A 13,981-nucleotide genomic window follows, 5' to 3' on the forward strand; every position below is an offset into this window, starting at 1 on the left:
CCATCAACTATTGCAGTTCGCCAAACAGCACAATTTCGGCGTATTCACCACGAATAATGCCACGACTTGCCTCTGGCACAATCAACAAGCCATTTGCCCGCGCCATCGAGCTAACTAAGCCTGATCCTTGAGCGCCAGTTAATTCGGCGGTCAAGCCTTCAGCGCTGCTTTTAACAATCACCCGCAAATATTGGCGGCGTTCGTTGCTTTCCAAATCGGCATCGAGCAATTTGGCCCAAACGCTAGGCCGAAATAGCTGTTGATAGCCGCCAATTTTGCGTAACGCAGGCCGCACAAATAGCTCAAAACAAACCATGGCCGAAACAGGATTACCAGGCAAGCCAAAAATTGGTTTGCCATTGATTGAGCCAAAGGCCAAGGGTTTGCCTGGGCGCATGCGCACGCGCCAAAATTCCAGTTTGCCAACTTCGTTCAAAATTTGCTTGACTAAATCATAATCGCCAACCGACACGCCGCCAGAAGTCAACAAGACATCTGCTTCGGCCACTGCTTGAGCTAAAGTTGCGCGCAAGGCCTCAGCATTATCGGGCACAATTGGCATTAAAATCGGAACCGCTCCCGCTTCGCGCACTTGGGCGGCATTGGCATAGCCATTCGAGTTGCGAATTTGGCCAGGATTTGGCTCAACGCCAACATCAACCAACTCATCGCCAGTTGCAATAATTGCGACGCGTGGTTGGCGAAACACTGGCACTTGAGCCGCGCCAATCGTAGCCAAAACCCCGATGCTGCCAGCATTCAAAACTTGCCCAGCGCCTAAAACCAAGGCTCCAGCCTGCATATCTTCGCCCGCTGGGCGAATATTATTGCCATGCTGGGTTGCTTGAAACATCCGCACAACTTCAGATTGGGCGTTGGGCTGGCCTTCATCGGTTTCCTCGAAGGGCACAACCGCTTCAGCATTAGCCGGAACTTGCGCACCAGTCATAATCCGAATTGCGCTGCCAGCCCGCAGTTCATGCTTTGGCACCGCTCCCGCCGCAACCCGCTCAATAATCTGCAACGCTACAGGCTGATCGGCACTGGCTTGAGCTAAATCTGCAACCAACACCGCATAGCCATCCATGGCCGAGTTGGCAAACGGCGGTGCAGCGCGATCGGCATACATTGGCGTGGCCAAGACGCGACCTAAAGCCTCAGTTAACGCAATTGATTCGCTGGCGAGGGTGGTCATGCGCTCAAGAATCGCCGCTTGAGCATCAGCAACAGCAAGTAAGCTCATATAAAAAAAGGCCATGGATGGGCCAAAACCCAATCCATGGCACACTCCTCACAACAACTAACGACCACCAGCAGGCTGCAAGGCCTTGACCTCGGTAATCGCGTTTTGTTCGTCAACAAAGACCACGGTTGGCTCCCATTCTTCGGGCTTGGCATCAACTTGGGCATAGGCCATGATGATCACCAAATCGCCAACATTGACTAAGTGCGCCGCAGCACCGTTGAGTTGAATTGTGCCCGAGCCACGTTCGCCTACAATTGCATAGGTTTCGAGCCGCGCACCGTTATTAACATCGACTACTTGAACCCGTTCAAATGGCCAAATTCCCGCTGCTTCCAAAAGATCCTCATCAATGGTTATCGAACCAACATAATTGAGGTCTGCCCCAGTGACGGTGGCGCGGTGAATTTTGGCATGCACGAGGGTACGAATCATCGTTGATTACTCCTTAGGTTGGTCGCCGCTGTTCATCCCATCGATCAACAGTCGCCGCCATAAACCATGATACGGCTGTCAGTGGTCTAACGCAAGTCATTTTTGCTAACCTAAACATTGCATTTGTAGAATTTTTAGCCATCGGCGGTCGATTGCTGTCCTCCAATTGCCCTTTAGGGGGTGCAGGGGGATGAAAACCCCCTGCGTTTCCCTCCGGCGGAGGGACGGAAGGGTGGCGAAACACATCTAGCCAATCAATGCAAGAACTCAGCAAAAATAGCCTATTAGCCAACATAGCGTTATTTTTGCGGATTAGGATAGCGTTCGAGCTTGCCATCAAGATCAGCAATCCGCTCGCGCAATTGCTCAACGCTCAAGGCAGTACCGTCGTCATCGGTTGGCAACACAATCCCTTCAGCCTCAAGATCCCAGTTTTGTTCGAGGCCTTCCAAGGCGCGGGCCAATTTGCGGCGTTCCGAAAGCCATTCCTTGCGATACATCCGATTTTTATATTGTGGCATACAATCCTCCAATTCAAGTAATAGCTCTATTGTACCATTCAGCGTTGCGCGCTTTGAGCCAACCACGCGGGCAACTCACTGAGCTGATTTAAGATCGCTGCTGGCTGAGCAGCACTCAGCGTTGCCACATCATGCGTGCCTGTTGTAACCGCCACGCTGGCAACTTGGGCGTTATGGCCAAGCGTAATATCGTGGGTCGTGTCGCCAATCATCAGTGCTTGAGCTGAATTCAGGCCAAAAGAGGCCAAGGTTTTTTCCAGCATCTCGGCATGCGGCTTGGGCTGAGTTACCGAATCGTTGCCCATCAGCAAATCAAAATACTCAAATAAGCCAACTTGCTGCAATACGGCAGCGCTCACTGGCGTAATTTTCGAGCTAGCAATCGTCAAACGATAGCCAGCAGATTTTAATTCGCTGATAGTTTCGGCCACGCCTGCAAACAAACGGCTGCTCGGAATCGCAATCTCACGATAGATTGTACGATAGCGCTCGGTCAAAATGGCATAGTTTTCAGGCCCAAAATCGGTCAAGCGTTCCCAAAAAACCTGCAATGGCAAGCCAATCCATGGCGCAATCTGGCGATATTCAGCCCCAGCGAAGCCATGTTCCACCAGCACTTGATTGACCGTATCTACAATCCCTTGTGCCGAATCAACCAACGTTCCATCTAAATCGAAAGCCAATAATTGAATCTGCTGCGAATCAACCACCACCGACTCCTAACCTAAGCAACGAATCTAAACAGCTATTATGCAACGTTTGAGCAGTTTCGCAAATTGCTCAGCAACCCATGCCAAAAATCGTGATCAAGTGTATCTAACCAAGGTGAGTGAATAGATTTACCAGCTATGTTTTGCATAGCATCCATTCCACAAAGGCTGGCAATCTTCACCCAAACCAGCCTTTGTGGAGTTACCAATGCGCTATCTTGGCCTGAGTGGCCGCATTTTGAAACGACCTGATTTACAAGCACCCAACCAGCAAGGCCTAAGTCAATGGGTTTTGTATCTTTACGATGTGCTGCGCTATCTCGACCAACAACAGATTCATTGTTATCGCCTGCCAGCTTGGCCCTATGAATTGCTGAATAGCTGGCCCGAAGCCGCCGATCAACTCAGCTTAATTGGCAATTATGCCCAACAGGCCAAGATTCGCCTAACCTATCATGCGCCAAGCAATGTACTGCTCAATAGCCATGATCAGCATATTCGCCACTATGCGCTGAATTATTTAACTAGTGCGGCAGGCTTTTTGACCCAGCTTGGCAGCCATGATCCAGTGATTGTGGTGCATATCGGGGCACAGTATGGCGATCGGGCTTGGGCCTTGGCGCAAACGGTCGCCAGTTTGCAGCAGCTTGATTCCGCAGTTCTCAATTGCTTAGCCCTAGAGGCCGATGGCCGAGTTTGGAGCTTGCTCGATGCGTTGCACATTCATGCCCAAACCACGATTCCAGTGATTTTCGATTGGTTGCATCATCAGCTTTACAATCCAGCTCAATTAAATGCTGCCGCTGGCTTGGAATATGCGCTGGCGACATGGCCAAGCCAACGCAAGCCTAAAGTGCATTTTAGCTCACCGAGAACCGAAATTCGGCTTGGTCAACGCCAGCAATTGCTGTTGCCAACATGGCACGAACACAGCGATTTGGCCAATCCATTTGAATTAATCAGCCTGCTACGGTTGCCATTCCAGCGCGATTACGATCTGATGCTTGAGGTTAAGGCAGGCGATTTGGCGCTTGAACGAGCGCGCAGCGATCTCCAACGCTTTGCGCCTGAACTTTTTGATGTGGAGTAGCCTATGCCAGAAGCCAATACGCCAGTTTTAGTCGCAGTTTTGAATAACCAAGCAGATTGGCAACGGATTCAGGAGCAGCATTGGTATCGGGTTCCGTTGGCGCATGCGCCACGGCGGATGGCTGCTGGCATTTTGGCATGGTATCAAACCAAGGCGTTTGGTGCTGAGGGCGGTCAAATTCGCTGGTATGCAGAAATTAATCATGTGAGCCAAGCCACTCGCAGCCAGCTAATCCCCGAGCAACCAGCGCATCCCCGTGCCCAAGAACGCTATTGGCGGCTCCAAATTGGTCCGTTGCAAAGCTTGCCCCAGCCAATTTTGGCCCAACGCTTTCGGCGAATTACCTTTATTAGCACCAATTGGCAGCAGTTTATTCACGCCAAACAGATCAACGATCTCTGGCTAGGTGATAGCTTAATCGAGCAACTAAGCCAACAATTAATCAGCGAGGGCATGAACGTAGCGCGGCGGCGCTTACACGATGGTAATCCGCCGCCGCAAGGCACATGTATTCTAATTCCGTTGCTCAATCAGCTTGAGCTCCAAATTGGTGGGCAGGTTTTACGCTTCGAACATGAGGATTTAATTTGGGATTTTGCTGGTTGCTTAGCCCAAATTCGCGCGTTACAACGCCGCAATTGAGCTAGGTTCAGCTTATTGCCCAGCGAGCAACAAACGGGCGAGGCGCTCGCCGCCAACCAAATCGGCCAAGTGGGCCAATTGGTTATCTTCATAGGCTTGATTAAACAGCGCGACATCGAGGGCTAGCACTTTGCGGAAGGCGGTAGTTGCATTCGCAGGATCGCTGCTGGTGGCGGCAATCTGCTCGCCACACGGCATAATAATATCTAACATCGCTAATGGATAGCGCACAGGCAAGCCGATGCGCACATGAATTTCGCCAATTTTTAGGCGTTGTTGGGCATAGGCTTCATCATACGTTCCGCGAAACAAATCGCTAAACCAGGTTCCAAGCATGCCCGTCAAGCGTTCGACCGAAACGCCATCGAGGTATTCAGCGGTCGCGGCGTGGCCAAGCAAGCGCTTGTAAAACGCATCGGTAAAATCCTTGGTTTGGGCTTTGGCTCGCTCGTGTAAGCCGCCGAGCAATTGCGCTTCAGCAGCAGAAACATCCATCATTTTGACCAACTCAGTGAGAATGGCCGTGCCCTTCACGCCCCAACTTTGACGATCTGCCATGAGCTACCTCCTTGATTAAGCACTCATCAGTTCGGCGATTGCCCGACCAGTTTCCCGCGCTTCAATCCGAATCATGCCAAGATTGGCGTGTTGACGCAGAATGATCGCCAGAATCATTTGGGTAGCTACGGGCATGACCAAGAGATAGCCACTTTCGGCGTTAACAATGGCCTCGTTGGCCTTACCAATTTTCAAATCATTAACCACGCGGGTCGTGACCCCCATCATGGTGGCTGCAATCGCTCCCATGCGGTCAGCATTGACATCAGCCGACATGCGCGAGCTAATCAAAATCCCATCTGAACTAATTAATGCGGCCCCATTAATATCGTTACCATTATTGGTAACCAATTGGCCTAAAATAGTATTAATTTGTTCCGAACGACTAGCCATGAGAATGCTCCTTGTGAGTTACAGGCGAGGAGGATGAATCTTGGGCTAAAACGTCGATTCGATCTAATAAGGTTGAAATAACATCGCTCACCGCAGCATAATCAGTTGCAACGCAAGCGAGAATCGGAATATCGTTTGGTAGCCCTAAACGGCGGCGAATATACGTTGGCGGCAAGGCCCCAGGTAAATCTTGTTTGGTGGCGGCAACCACAAATGGCACAGGGGTCATGGCCGCGAAGCGTTCCAATACAACAATTGTCTCGTTAAAATGGGCTGGCCGACAGCTATCAACTAAAACAATATAACCCAAACATCCTTCAGCTAAAATTTCCCACATAAAATCAAAACGTTCTTGGCCTGGCGTGCCAAATAAGAGCAAGCGTTGTTCGGCATCAATCGTCAACGTGCCGAAATCCAAGCCCACCGTCGTATGATGTTTGAGCTCTTTTTCTTCGGTATGGGTCACGGGAACATCAGTATCAACGACATCGATTTCGCTGACTGTGCGAATAAATTGCGATTTACCCGCCGCGTATGCTCCCGTGATAACAATTTTATAATTGACCATTGTCACTCCTACGCACTAGCGCTGGTACGACGCAGCCGCGCTTTGATAGCTTGAACCAACCCACGCACCCGAGTTTCAACCATATGCTCAGGGTTAGGAGCCATCAAGACCGGGCTAAGCGAACGCTGAGAAACAACAATCTCGCAGGACACCTCCACCAAGTTCAAGGCGATCAAACGATGCAACACTTTGAGAGTTTGATCGTAATTCCAACCAGTGGCTTCAACCAGTTCGGCCACGCTTAATTCTTGGACCAATTGGCTCAAAATGCGCCAATCTTCGAGGGTCAGGGTGATGTCGCTGGCTTGGCTGAGCTTTGGTACCAAGCGCAAACGCGAGGTTGGCTGAAGTTTGGTCGTGCCAGCCAAGCGTTGTGGTTGGTCGCGGCGACGCAAGCCTTCAATAATCAGCCAATCAATTGAGCGTTGAATTTGCACGCTGACCGTTTCTTGCGGGTTGGGTGGCAAAAAGACAAATTGGGCATCGTCCCAAGCCAGCATATCAAACACCGCTTGTTCACCACACGTTACCCGTTCATGGGACGTATTTTTGACCACCCCTGCATTGATGATCGCGCCATCAAAAAACCATAACATCGCCTTGAATGGAGCATTCGCAATCAGTAGACGACCAGTTTTGCGCCCATGATGAAATACATGCATCAAATCAATTAATGGCATATCAGCAAAATTACCTTCGAGAGCCATAGCCGTCTCCTTTTTGCGCAGTACAACCAGTCGATGTTGTCTAGGTTTTGTCCATATTCTGTACAAAAATAATACATAACTGGAACAAATATATTTTCTAGCAGGCTTAATTGCAGGCATCGACGTAAGAAAAATAACAACTGTATTATGGCCGCAACTGGATGTATCCGTCTATGATATGTCAATACTCTTTATGGCTATGCAGGGGTAAGGTAACGATTGGGATGGAAGTACTAGAAGACGTTTCCATGGAGAGGAGCGAAGGTATAACGTGCTAGGTTGATTGAACCATGCCTAAGAGGGGTTTGTCAAGATGGGATACAATAGCCACGATCTGCGGTTTTTTAGTATTGAGGTTGTTATGGGCTTACATGTATCATCGCATCCATTGGTTTTACATAAATTGGCGTTACTGCGGCGCGTCGAGAGCGAACCAAAGAAATTCCGTGAATTGGTACGCGAAATTTCGCAATTTTTGGTCTATGAAGCAACTGCTGATATGCCGCTCGCGCCCTATACAATTCAGACCCCTTTAGGCTCGATGGAAGGCCACGCTATCGGCGCACGCATTGGCTTGATTCCAATTTTGCGGGCTGGCTTGGGCATGGTCGAGCCAGTGATCGACCTCTTGCCAACCGCTCACGTCTGGCATTTAGGCCTGTATCGCGACCATAACTCGCTTGAGCCAGTTACCTACTATAACAAATTGCCAGCCCAACCTGATATTGATGTGTGTTTGATTCTCGACCCAATGTTGGCAACTGGTGGCTCGGCAGTTGCTGCGGTTGATATTTTGAAGGCTTGGGGCGCTGCCAAGATTAAATTCTTGGGGTTAATCGCCGCACCTGAAGGGGTAGAACGTTTGCAAACCGCTCACCCCGACGTGGAAATTCATTTGGCGGCGCTTGACGAACGCTTGAACGAGCAAGGCTATATCGTGCCAGGCTTGGGCGATGCAGGTGACCGCCAATTTGGGACGTAGGCAAGAATGCGCATTTTAGTAACTGGGGCAACTGGTTTTTTGGGTTCGCACACCGCTTTGGCCCTGCACAAAGCTGGGCATACGGTGCTGGGCTTGGGTCGCCGCTGGCAGCAGGTTCCGCAGCTTGTGAACGCTGGGATTCAGCCGATTATCGCAGATTTGCGCGAGCGCGAGGCGGTAATTGCAGCCTGCGCTGGCTGCGATCTGGTGGTGCATAGCGGGGCACTTTCGGCACCGTGGGGCAGTCGCCGTGATTTCCAGGCAATTAATGTTGATGGAACCGCGCATGTGCTGGCTGGTTGTGCTGCGCACAATGTTGGACGCTTGGTGTTTATTTCATCACCAAGCGTTCTTTCGAATGGCCACGATCAGCTGGATTTAGTCGACACTGCGCCCTATCCGGCGCGGCCAATCTCGCTCTATTCAGCCAGCAAACAGCAGGCCGAGCAATTGGTGCTGGCGCATGCAATGCCAAGCGTGATTTTGCGGCCCAAGGCGATTTTTGGTGAAGGCGACCAAGCGTTGTTGCCACGGATTATTGCGGCAGCGCGGGCTGGGCGCTTACGCCAATTTGGCGCTGGCCAAAATTTGGTTGATTTAACCTATGTGGAAAACGTGGTGCATGCAATTGAGCTGGCGTTAACCGCACCAGCGGCACTTGGCAAGGCCTACACAATCACCAACGCCGAACATCCGCAACTGTGGGCGGTCATTCGGCGCGTACTAGCGGAGTTGGGCGTGCAGAGCGATTTGCGGCCAATGCCCTTGCCGGTGGCCCTGTTGATGGCACGCATAATGGAAAGTATTAGTCTGGTAACTCGCCGCGAGCCATTGTTGACGCGCTATAGCGTGCTGGCCTTGGCGCGCAGCCAAACCCATTCGATTGTTGCTGCTCAACACGATTTGGGCTATCAACCACAAATTAGCCTTGAGCTTGGCATTCAACGCACAATCGCCGCCCTCAAACAGCCAACAAAGGTGGATTAAATGCAGGTTTTCTTGCTGGATACGGGAATTTGCCGCGTGCCCGAATATCATATGGTGCGCGATGGCAGCAGCCAAATTATCGATTGCCATGCAGTTGTGGCTTTGATTGAGCATCCCCAGCGAGGTTGGGGCTTGTTTGATGTTGGTTATAGCCAAGCGATGCTCAGCGCAACCGAGCATTTGCCGTGGTCGCTCTATCGGCGGGCTACGCCACTGCGCTTATCGCCAGCGCTAGAAGTGATCAATCAACTGCCAAACTATGGCTTGAGCGCCGCCGATATTGGCTGGATTGTGCTTTCGCACGCACATGCCGACCACGTAGCCGCGTTGGCCGATTTTCCGCAGGCCGAGTTGTATCTGTCGGCAACGGCGTTTGAGTTGGTCAGCCAAGTTCAGGGGATTAATGCTTTGCGGCGGGGCATTATCCCAAGCTTATTTCCCCAAGCTTGGCACCAACGTCTGCATTTAATTCATGCATTTAACGATCAGCCGTTGTTTGCTTTGGGCAATAGTCACGATTTGTTTGGCGATGGACTGTTGCGCTTGGTCGAATTGCCCGGCCATGCGCGCGGCCAAATTGGCATGTATGTTGCCAATCAACGCCCGATGTTGCTGGCGGCAGATGGTGCATGGCACTCGCGGGCGATTCGCGAACAAGTGCTGCCGCACCCAATTACCTATTTGATGATCGACGATGCCAAAGCCATGGCAACGACCTTGGCGCGCTTGAGCGCCTTTGCCCAAGCCTACCCTGAGGTGTTGATTGTGCCCTGCCACTGCCCAGAAATTTATGCCAGCGAGGTAGCCAAGGCATGAGCATCAGCGATATGTTGATTACAAGCGCGTATTTTGGGCGGGCACGTTGGCGTTGGCGGCTGAATCGGCAGCGCTTGCGAGATTTTCAAAATACCAAAGCGCAGCAATTAATTCCGTGGGTGGCTCAGCATTCGGCCTTCTATCGCCAGCATTGGCAAGGCCACGATCTGCGCGATTGGCGCAATTTGCCAACCGTCGATAAACGCTTGATGATGGCCAATTTTCGTGAATTCAATACCTTACAAGTGCCAGCCGCTGCCGCTTTCGATCTGGCGCAACAAGCAGAGCAAGAGCGTGATTTTGTGCCGCGCTTGGGCGATCTGACGGTTGGGCTTTCGTCGGGCACGTCGGGTCATCGCGGCTTGTTTTTGCTTAGCCCCGCCGAGCAATTGCTGTGGGTTGGCACGATTTTGGCCCGCACATTACACCACATCAAGCCAACCAAAATTGCCTTTTTCCTGCGTGCCAACAGCAATCTTTACCAACAATTGGGCGGGCGTTTGATTCAATTTCGCTATTTTGATTTGACCCAAGCGCTTGAGCCGCAGCTTGAAATGCTGAATACCTACCAGCCAACAATTATCGTTGCACCGCCAGCATTGCTGTTGCAATTGCTCGCAGCAGCCCAAAATGGCGCATTGACGCATCGACCTGAGCGCATGATTAGCGTGGCCGATGCGTTGGCTTCAGATGAACAAGCGCAACTCAGCAGGTTTTTTGGCATTCCAATCGAGCAAATCTATCAAGCAACCGAAGGTTTGCTCGCCATTTCGTGTGCTCACGGCAGTTTGCACATTCAAGAAGATTTGGTGGCGCTGGATTTTGAGGATTTGGGCCAAGGCCGAGTTACGCCGTATGTGACCGATTTATGGCGGCGCACCCAGCCGATTATTCGCTATCGCTTGAACGATGTGTTGCGCTTGAGTTCGCAAGCGTGCAGCTGTGGCAGCAGCTTCACGGTGATTGAACAGATCGAAGGGCGGCGCGATGATATTTGCTATTTCACCGCTTATGGCCAGCGCCAAGCAATGTTCCCTGATAGCTTGCGTCGCGCCATTCTCCTGGCGCATCCAGCAATTCTAGAATATCAAATCATCCAGCCAGCAGATGACCAGTTGCAAATCACCTTAACCGTGGCGAATGCAACAGATCCTACATTGATTAGTACAGCGGTTGAGCAGCAGATTCAGCGTCAACTAGCCGAATATGGTTGTAGCGCGTATCATTTGAGCATCAATTTTGCCGCAATCGATTATGGGACGCTGAATAAACGGCGGCGGGTAATTCGGCAATGAACTATTGCATCTTGGCGCTTGGCTCGCGGGGCGATGTGCAGCCGTTTATCGCTTTGGCGCTTGGTTTGCAGGCCCAAGGCCATCAAGTTATCATCGCCGCCGCCCACGATTATCGGGCGCTGGTCGAAAGCTATGACTGCCGCTTTGCCCCCTTGATTGGCTCGATTCAAGCTTTGCTTGACCCTGAGCAAATGGCGGCGGGTTTGGCAGCAGGTCGCGGCGCAATTATCAAACAATTTCTCCAACAAACCCCGCCAATTATTCAGCAATTAATCGCCGATGCGTTGGCGGCATGTCGTGATGCAGATTGTTTGATTGTAGCAAGTTTGGGCATCTGGCCTGCACTACATTTGGCTGAGCATTTACAGATTCCAGTGGTGGTGGCGCATATGCATCCGTATGGCGCTAGCAGCCAAACGGCGCATCATTTTACGCCGCAATTGGCGTGGCCTGCCTATCGCCGCATGAGCTATGCGCTGGCCGAACAAGTGCAATGGCAAGTGCTGCGCATGGCCTTCAATCAAGCGCGCCAGCAGCTTTTGCAACGACCAGGCTTGAGTGTCGGTCAACTGTGGCAACGCAGCCGCCAGTTTCAGCCGCCAAATTTGTATGCCTATAGCGCGTTGGTTGCGCCGCCGCCTGCACATTGGCAGAACGCTGGCTCGATTACTGGCTATTGGATGCTCGAACCAGCGCCAAACTGGCAAGCTCCGGCGGCAGTGCGTGATTTTCTGGCAGCAGGCCCAGCGCCAATCGCCGTGAGTTTTGGCAGTATGATCCATGGCCAACAGCGCGGCGCGGAATTAAGCCAATTGCTAATTGCAGCCAGCCAAAAAGCCAACCTGCGCCTGATTATCAACCAAGGTTGGGGTGATTTGGCTCAGGGCCACTTGCCAAGCAATTGCTTCGCAGCTAATGGCTTGGATTATGCTTGGCTGTTTGGGCAGGTTGCGGCGGTGGTGCATCATGGCGGGGCTGGCGTAACGGCAACCGCATTGCATGCCGCCAAGCCAGCGTTGGTCACGCCATTTTTGGGCGACCAATATTTTTGGGGCCAACGGGTGTATGCTTTAAAAACTGGGCCTGCGCCTGTGCCAGCCAATCGATTGCAGATTGATCGCTTGGCGCAGCTGTTGCGCAGCTTGAGCGAACGTACCGATTATCAACTCGCAGCCCAACAGCTTGCCAGCAAATTAGCCGCTGAACATGGCGTACAGCAAGCCATCGCATGGCTAGAGCAACGGTTTTGAACTTTTTAATGACGAGGTAGTAGTATGCAGTTTCCTCTGCGCATCGCCGGCATCGGCGCTTACGTTCCAGCAACCATCGTTACCACCAGCGACTTGGCCGAGCGCTTTGGGGTTGATTCCAGCATCATTGAGCGCACCACGGGCATTACCGAGCGCCGTTATGCGGTGGAAGAAACTGCCTTGACGATGGCGGTTCAAGCCTCACAACAAGCGCTAGCCGATGCCAAGTACGAGCTTGATAGTATCGATTTGATTGTGGTGGCAGCAGCAGGCATGCATCAATATATTCCATGTACCGCCGCTTTATTGCAAAAGGCTTTACAAGCACCAGCAGGCCGCAGCGCCTGTTTCGATTTAAACGCTACCTGTTTAAGTTTTCTGTTTGGCTTGCAAGTGTTAGCGCCCTTAATTGCCAGCGGAGTTTATAAACGAGTACTTTTGGTCAGCACCGAACGCGCTTCGGTTGCGCTCGACCCCAACGAATGGCAATCGACAGCTTTATTTGGCGATGCAGCGGCGGCAGTTATTTTGGAGCGTGGCGATGGTAGCAGCAGCCTCGAACGAAGCCAATTTACAACATGGAGCAATGGTAGCGATTTGATTCAAATTCGTGGTGGCGGCTCAAACCAGCATCCCAATGCAGCCACCACCACGCCCGACATGAATTGGTTTTCGATGCAAGGGCCGTTGGCGTTTCGCTTTGTGTTCCGCGAGCTTCAGCAATTTGTAAAGCAATTTTTGGTCGATCTTGGCTGGCAAAATCACGAAGTCGATGCTTTGATTCCGCATCAAGCTAACCGCCATGCCATTGAGCAAGTGCAAGTGCGCTTAGGCTTTACCGCTGATCAAGTGATTAGCAATTTTGCCAAACGTGGTAATTGTGTTGCTGCCTCAATTCCCTTAGCGTTGGCCGAAGCTGTGGCCGAGGGCCGCATTCAACGCGGCAATCGGTTGGTGTTGCTTGGCTCGGGCGCTGGCATTACCTTGGGCGTGGTGGCCTTGATTTACTAGGAATTGGCGATGGTTGTGTTGATTACTGGGGCTGGCACTGGCCTTGGTCAGGCCATGGCGCTGGCCTTGGGCAAACGGGGCGCAACAATTATTCTGGTTGGCCGTCGCCGCGAAAAGCTAGCCCATAGTGCTGGCTTAATTACCCAGGCAGGCGGCCAAGCGTGGCCAATCGTTTGCGATTTAAGCGATCAGCAGGCGGTGCAAACACTCGCCAAGCAGATTAAACACCGCTATCTTCAGCTCGATTTAATCATTCATAATGCTGCAATCCTCGCTGGCGGAGCTTTTGAACAACTACCTGAACAGCACATTTTAGCTGCAATTACTGCCAATCTGGTATCCCCAATTTGGCTTACCCGCCACCTCTTGCCCAAAGCAATCTTGATTGTTGGCAGCACGGTCAGCAGGGTTGCCATGCCCGGCGCAAGCCTGTATAGCTTGAGCAAAGCGGCGCTTGAGGCGTGGGCCTTGGCGCTCGCCGCTGAAACCACAATCAGGGTTGTGCGGGCCTATCCGCCTGCCAGCAAAACCGCAATGACCGCCGCCATGGCCCAACAAAGCGGCCACCGTTTTCCCCTAGCCGAGCCAAACCAGGTAGGCGAGCACATTATTCAGCACTATTTGGCTGGCGAAAGCGAAATTATACTGAGTATCAATGATCGACTGCTTTTTTGGCTGCAACGCTACAGCCCAAAACTGCTCCAAGCATTGCTCAAACGCTATCATCGCCAGCTGATCAAGCTGTGGAGCGCCTAGCGCAAGCATTTGACAAA

The 13,981-nt window shown here is 51.8% G+C and carries 17 protein-coding genes; 9 read left to right on the forward strand and 8 right to left on the reverse strand.

What is annotated here, in order from left to right; genetic code table 11:
* Nucleotides 1–7: 7 nt before the first annotated feature.
* From JOD20_RS16250 to JOD20_RS16265, 4 genes are all read right to left on the reverse strand, one after another.
* Nucleotides 8–1,243, reverse strand: a complete 1,236-nt coding sequence (locus JOD20_RS16250) for a molybdopterin molybdotransferase MoeA (protein WP_204756280.1) — start codon at nucleotides 1,241–1,243, stop codon at nucleotides 8–10.
* Between the two features lie 57 nt (nucleotides 1,244–1,300).
* Nucleotides 1,301–1,678 (reverse strand): aspartate 1-decarboxylase, encoded by a 378-nt coding sequence (panD, locus tag JOD20_RS16255; protein ID WP_054537250.1) that lies wholly within the window; start codon nucleotides 1,676–1,678, stop codon nucleotides 1,301–1,303.
* Nucleotides 1,679–1,977: 299 nt separating this feature from the next.
* Nucleotides 1,978–2,199 carry a hypothetical protein gene (locus JOD20_RS16260; RefSeq protein ID WP_054537251.1) on the reverse strand — a complete coding sequence of 74 codons (222 nt, stop codon included), beginning with the start codon at nucleotides 2,197–2,199 and terminating at the stop codon, nucleotides 1,978–1,980.
* 38 nt (nucleotides 2,200–2,237) lie between these two features.
* Nucleotides 2,238–2,909 (reverse strand): HAD-IA family hydrolase, encoded by a 672-nt coding sequence (locus JOD20_RS16265; RefSeq protein WP_204756281.1) that lies wholly within the window; start codon nucleotides 2,907–2,909, stop codon nucleotides 2,238–2,240.
* 208 nt (nucleotides 2,910–3,117) lie between these two features.
* Between JOD20_RS16265 and JOD20_RS16270 the strand changes: the two genes are divergently transcribed.
* Together JOD20_RS16270 and JOD20_RS16275 are read left to right on the forward strand one after the other, a co-directional pair.
* Entirely contained in the window at nucleotides 3,118–3,999 is an 882-nt protein-coding gene (locus tag JOD20_RS16270) for an apurinic/apyrimidinic endonuclease family protein (protein ID WP_204756282.1), read from the forward strand.
* A gap of 3 nt (nucleotides 4,000–4,002) precedes the next feature.
* Nucleotides 4,003–4,641 carry a hypothetical protein gene (locus tag JOD20_RS16275; RefSeq protein WP_204756283.1) on the forward strand — a complete coding sequence of 213 codons (639 nt, stop codon included), beginning with the start codon at nucleotides 4,003–4,005 and terminating at the stop codon, nucleotides 4,639–4,641.
* Nucleotides 4,642–4,653: 12 nt separating this feature from the next.
* On the opposite strand, the gene JOD20_RS16280 is transcribed toward JOD20_RS16275, so the two are convergent.
* From JOD20_RS16280 to JOD20_RS16295, 4 genes are read right to left on the reverse strand one after another with little or no spacing between them, the layout of a single operon-like run.
* Complete coding sequence (locus JOD20_RS16280; protein ID WP_204756284.1) at nucleotides 4,654–5,199, reverse strand: protoglobin domain-containing protein; 546 nt, start codon at nucleotides 5,197–5,199, stop codon at nucleotides 4,654–4,656.
* Between the two features lie 15 nt (nucleotides 5,200–5,214).
* Nucleotides 5,215–5,592, reverse strand: coding sequence for a roadblock/LC7 domain-containing protein (locus tag JOD20_RS16285; RefSeq protein ID WP_054537256.1), 378 nt, complete (start codon nucleotides 5,590–5,592; stop codon nucleotides 5,215–5,217).
* Nucleotides 5,585–6,160 (reverse strand): GTP-binding protein, encoded by a 576-nt coding sequence (locus tag JOD20_RS16290; RefSeq protein WP_204756285.1) that lies wholly within the window; start codon nucleotides 6,158–6,160, stop codon nucleotides 5,585–5,587. Before JOD20_RS16290 ends, JOD20_RS16285 begins: the two co-directional genes overlap by 8 nt.
* An 8-nt stretch (nucleotides 6,161–6,168) precedes the next feature.
* Nucleotides 6,169–6,867 (reverse strand): DUF4388 domain-containing protein, encoded by a 699-nt coding sequence (locus tag JOD20_RS16295; RefSeq protein ID WP_204756286.1) that lies wholly within the window; start codon nucleotides 6,865–6,867, stop codon nucleotides 6,169–6,171.
* 361 nt (nucleotides 6,868–7,228) lie between these two features.
* Between JOD20_RS16295 and upp the strand changes: the two genes are divergently transcribed.
* From upp to JOD20_RS16330, 7 genes are read left to right on the forward strand one after another with little or no spacing between them, the layout of a single operon-like run.
* Nucleotides 7,229–7,849 carry a uracil phosphoribosyltransferase gene (gene upp, locus JOD20_RS16300; RefSeq protein WP_054537274.1) on the forward strand — a complete coding sequence of 207 codons (621 nt, stop codon included), beginning with the start codon at nucleotides 7,229–7,231 and terminating at the stop codon, nucleotides 7,847–7,849.
* A gap of 6 nt (nucleotides 7,850–7,855) precedes the next feature.
* Nucleotides 7,856–8,836, forward strand: coding sequence for an NAD-dependent epimerase/dehydratase family protein (locus tag JOD20_RS16305; protein WP_204756287.1), 981 nt, complete (start codon nucleotides 7,856–7,858; stop codon nucleotides 8,834–8,836).
* Nucleotides 8,837–9,652, forward strand: coding sequence for an MBL fold metallo-hydrolase (locus JOD20_RS16310; RefSeq protein ID WP_204756288.1), 816 nt, complete (start codon nucleotides 8,837–8,839; stop codon nucleotides 9,650–9,652). It abuts the gene before it with no gap.
* Nucleotides 9,649–10,947: a F390 synthetase-related protein gene (locus tag JOD20_RS16315; RefSeq protein WP_204756289.1), complete on the forward strand. Its 1,299-nt coding sequence runs from the start codon at nucleotides 9,649–9,651 to the stop codon at nucleotides 10,945–10,947. Before JOD20_RS16310 ends, JOD20_RS16315 begins: the two co-directional genes overlap by 4 nt.
* Entirely contained in the window at nucleotides 10,944–12,197 is a 1,254-nt protein-coding gene (locus JOD20_RS16320; protein WP_204756290.1) for a glycosyltransferase, read from the forward strand. Before JOD20_RS16315 ends, JOD20_RS16320 begins: the two co-directional genes overlap by 4 nt.
* A 24-nt stretch (nucleotides 12,198–12,221) precedes the next feature.
* Complete coding sequence (locus JOD20_RS16325) at nucleotides 12,222–13,208, forward strand: 3-oxoacyl-ACP synthase III family protein (protein WP_204756291.1); 987 nt, start codon at nucleotides 12,222–12,224, stop codon at nucleotides 13,206–13,208.
* A 9-nt stretch (nucleotides 13,209–13,217) separates the two neighbouring features.
* Complete coding sequence (locus JOD20_RS16330; protein ID WP_204756292.1) at nucleotides 13,218–13,964, forward strand: SDR family NAD(P)-dependent oxidoreductase; 747 nt, start codon at nucleotides 13,218–13,220, stop codon at nucleotides 13,962–13,964.
* Nucleotides 13,965–13,981 lie beyond the last annotated feature (17 nt).

This window comes from Herpetosiphon giganteus, assembly GCF_016907925.1.
In the GTDB taxonomy this organism is placed as follows: Bacteria; Chloroflexota; Chloroflexia; order Chloroflexales; family Herpetosiphonaceae; genus Herpetosiphon; species Herpetosiphon giganteus.

Bases quoted from the DNA above. Each gene is read 5' to 3' on its own strand.
- JOD20_RS16250 (WP_204756280.1), bottom strand. From the start codon at position 1,243: ATGAGCTTACTTGCTGTTGCTGATGCTCAAGCGGCGATTCTTGAGCGC.
- panD (WP_054537250.1), bottom strand. From the start codon at position 1,678: ATGATTCGTACCCTCGTGCATGCCAAAATTCACCGCGCCACCGTCACT.
- JOD20_RS16260 (WP_054537251.1), bottom strand. From the start codon at position 2,199: ATGCCACAATATAAAAATCGGATGTATCGCAAGGAATGGCTTTCGGAA.
- JOD20_RS16270 (WP_204756282.1), top strand. From the start codon at position 3,118: ATGCGCTATCTTGGCCTGAGTGGCCGCATTTTGAAACGACCTGATTTA.
- JOD20_RS16275 (WP_204756283.1), top strand. From the start codon at position 4,003: ATGCCAGAAGCCAATACGCCAGTTTTAGTCGCAGTTTTGAATAACCAA.
- JOD20_RS16280 (WP_204756284.1), bottom strand. From the start codon at position 5,199: ATGGCAGATCGTCAAAGTTGGGGCGTGAAGGGCACGGCCATTCTCACT.
- JOD20_RS16285 (WP_054537256.1), bottom strand. From the start codon at position 5,592: ATGGCTAGTCGTTCGGAACAAATTAATACTATTTTAGGCCAATTGGTT.
- JOD20_RS16290 (WP_204756285.1), bottom strand. From the start codon at position 6,160: ATGGTCAATTATAAAATTGTTATCACGGGAGCATACGCGGCGGGTAAA.
- JOD20_RS16295 (WP_204756286.1), bottom strand. From the start codon at position 6,867: ATGGCTCTCGAAGGTAATTTTGCTGATATGCCATTAATTGATTTGATG.
- upp (WP_054537274.1), top strand. From the start codon at position 7,229: ATGGGCTTACATGTATCATCGCATCCATTGGTTTTACATAAATTGGCG.
- JOD20_RS16305 (WP_204756287.1), top strand. From the start codon at position 7,856: ATGCGCATTTTAGTAACTGGGGCAACTGGTTTTTTGGGTTCGCACACC.
- JOD20_RS16310 (WP_204756288.1), top strand. From the start codon at position 8,837: ATGCAGGTTTTCTTGCTGGATACGGGAATTTGCCGCGTGCCCGAATAT.
- JOD20_RS16315 (WP_204756289.1), top strand. From the start codon at position 9,649: ATGAGCATCAGCGATATGTTGATTACAAGCGCGTATTTTGGGCGGGCA.
- JOD20_RS16320 (WP_204756290.1), top strand. From the start codon at position 10,944: ATGAACTATTGCATCTTGGCGCTTGGCTCGCGGGGCGATGTGCAGCCG.
- JOD20_RS16325 (WP_204756291.1), top strand. From the start codon at position 12,222: ATGCAGTTTCCTCTGCGCATCGCCGGCATCGGCGCTTACGTTCCAGCA.
- JOD20_RS16330 (WP_204756292.1), top strand. From the start codon at position 13,218: ATGGTTGTGTTGATTACTGGGGCTGGCACTGGCCTTGGTCAGGCCATG.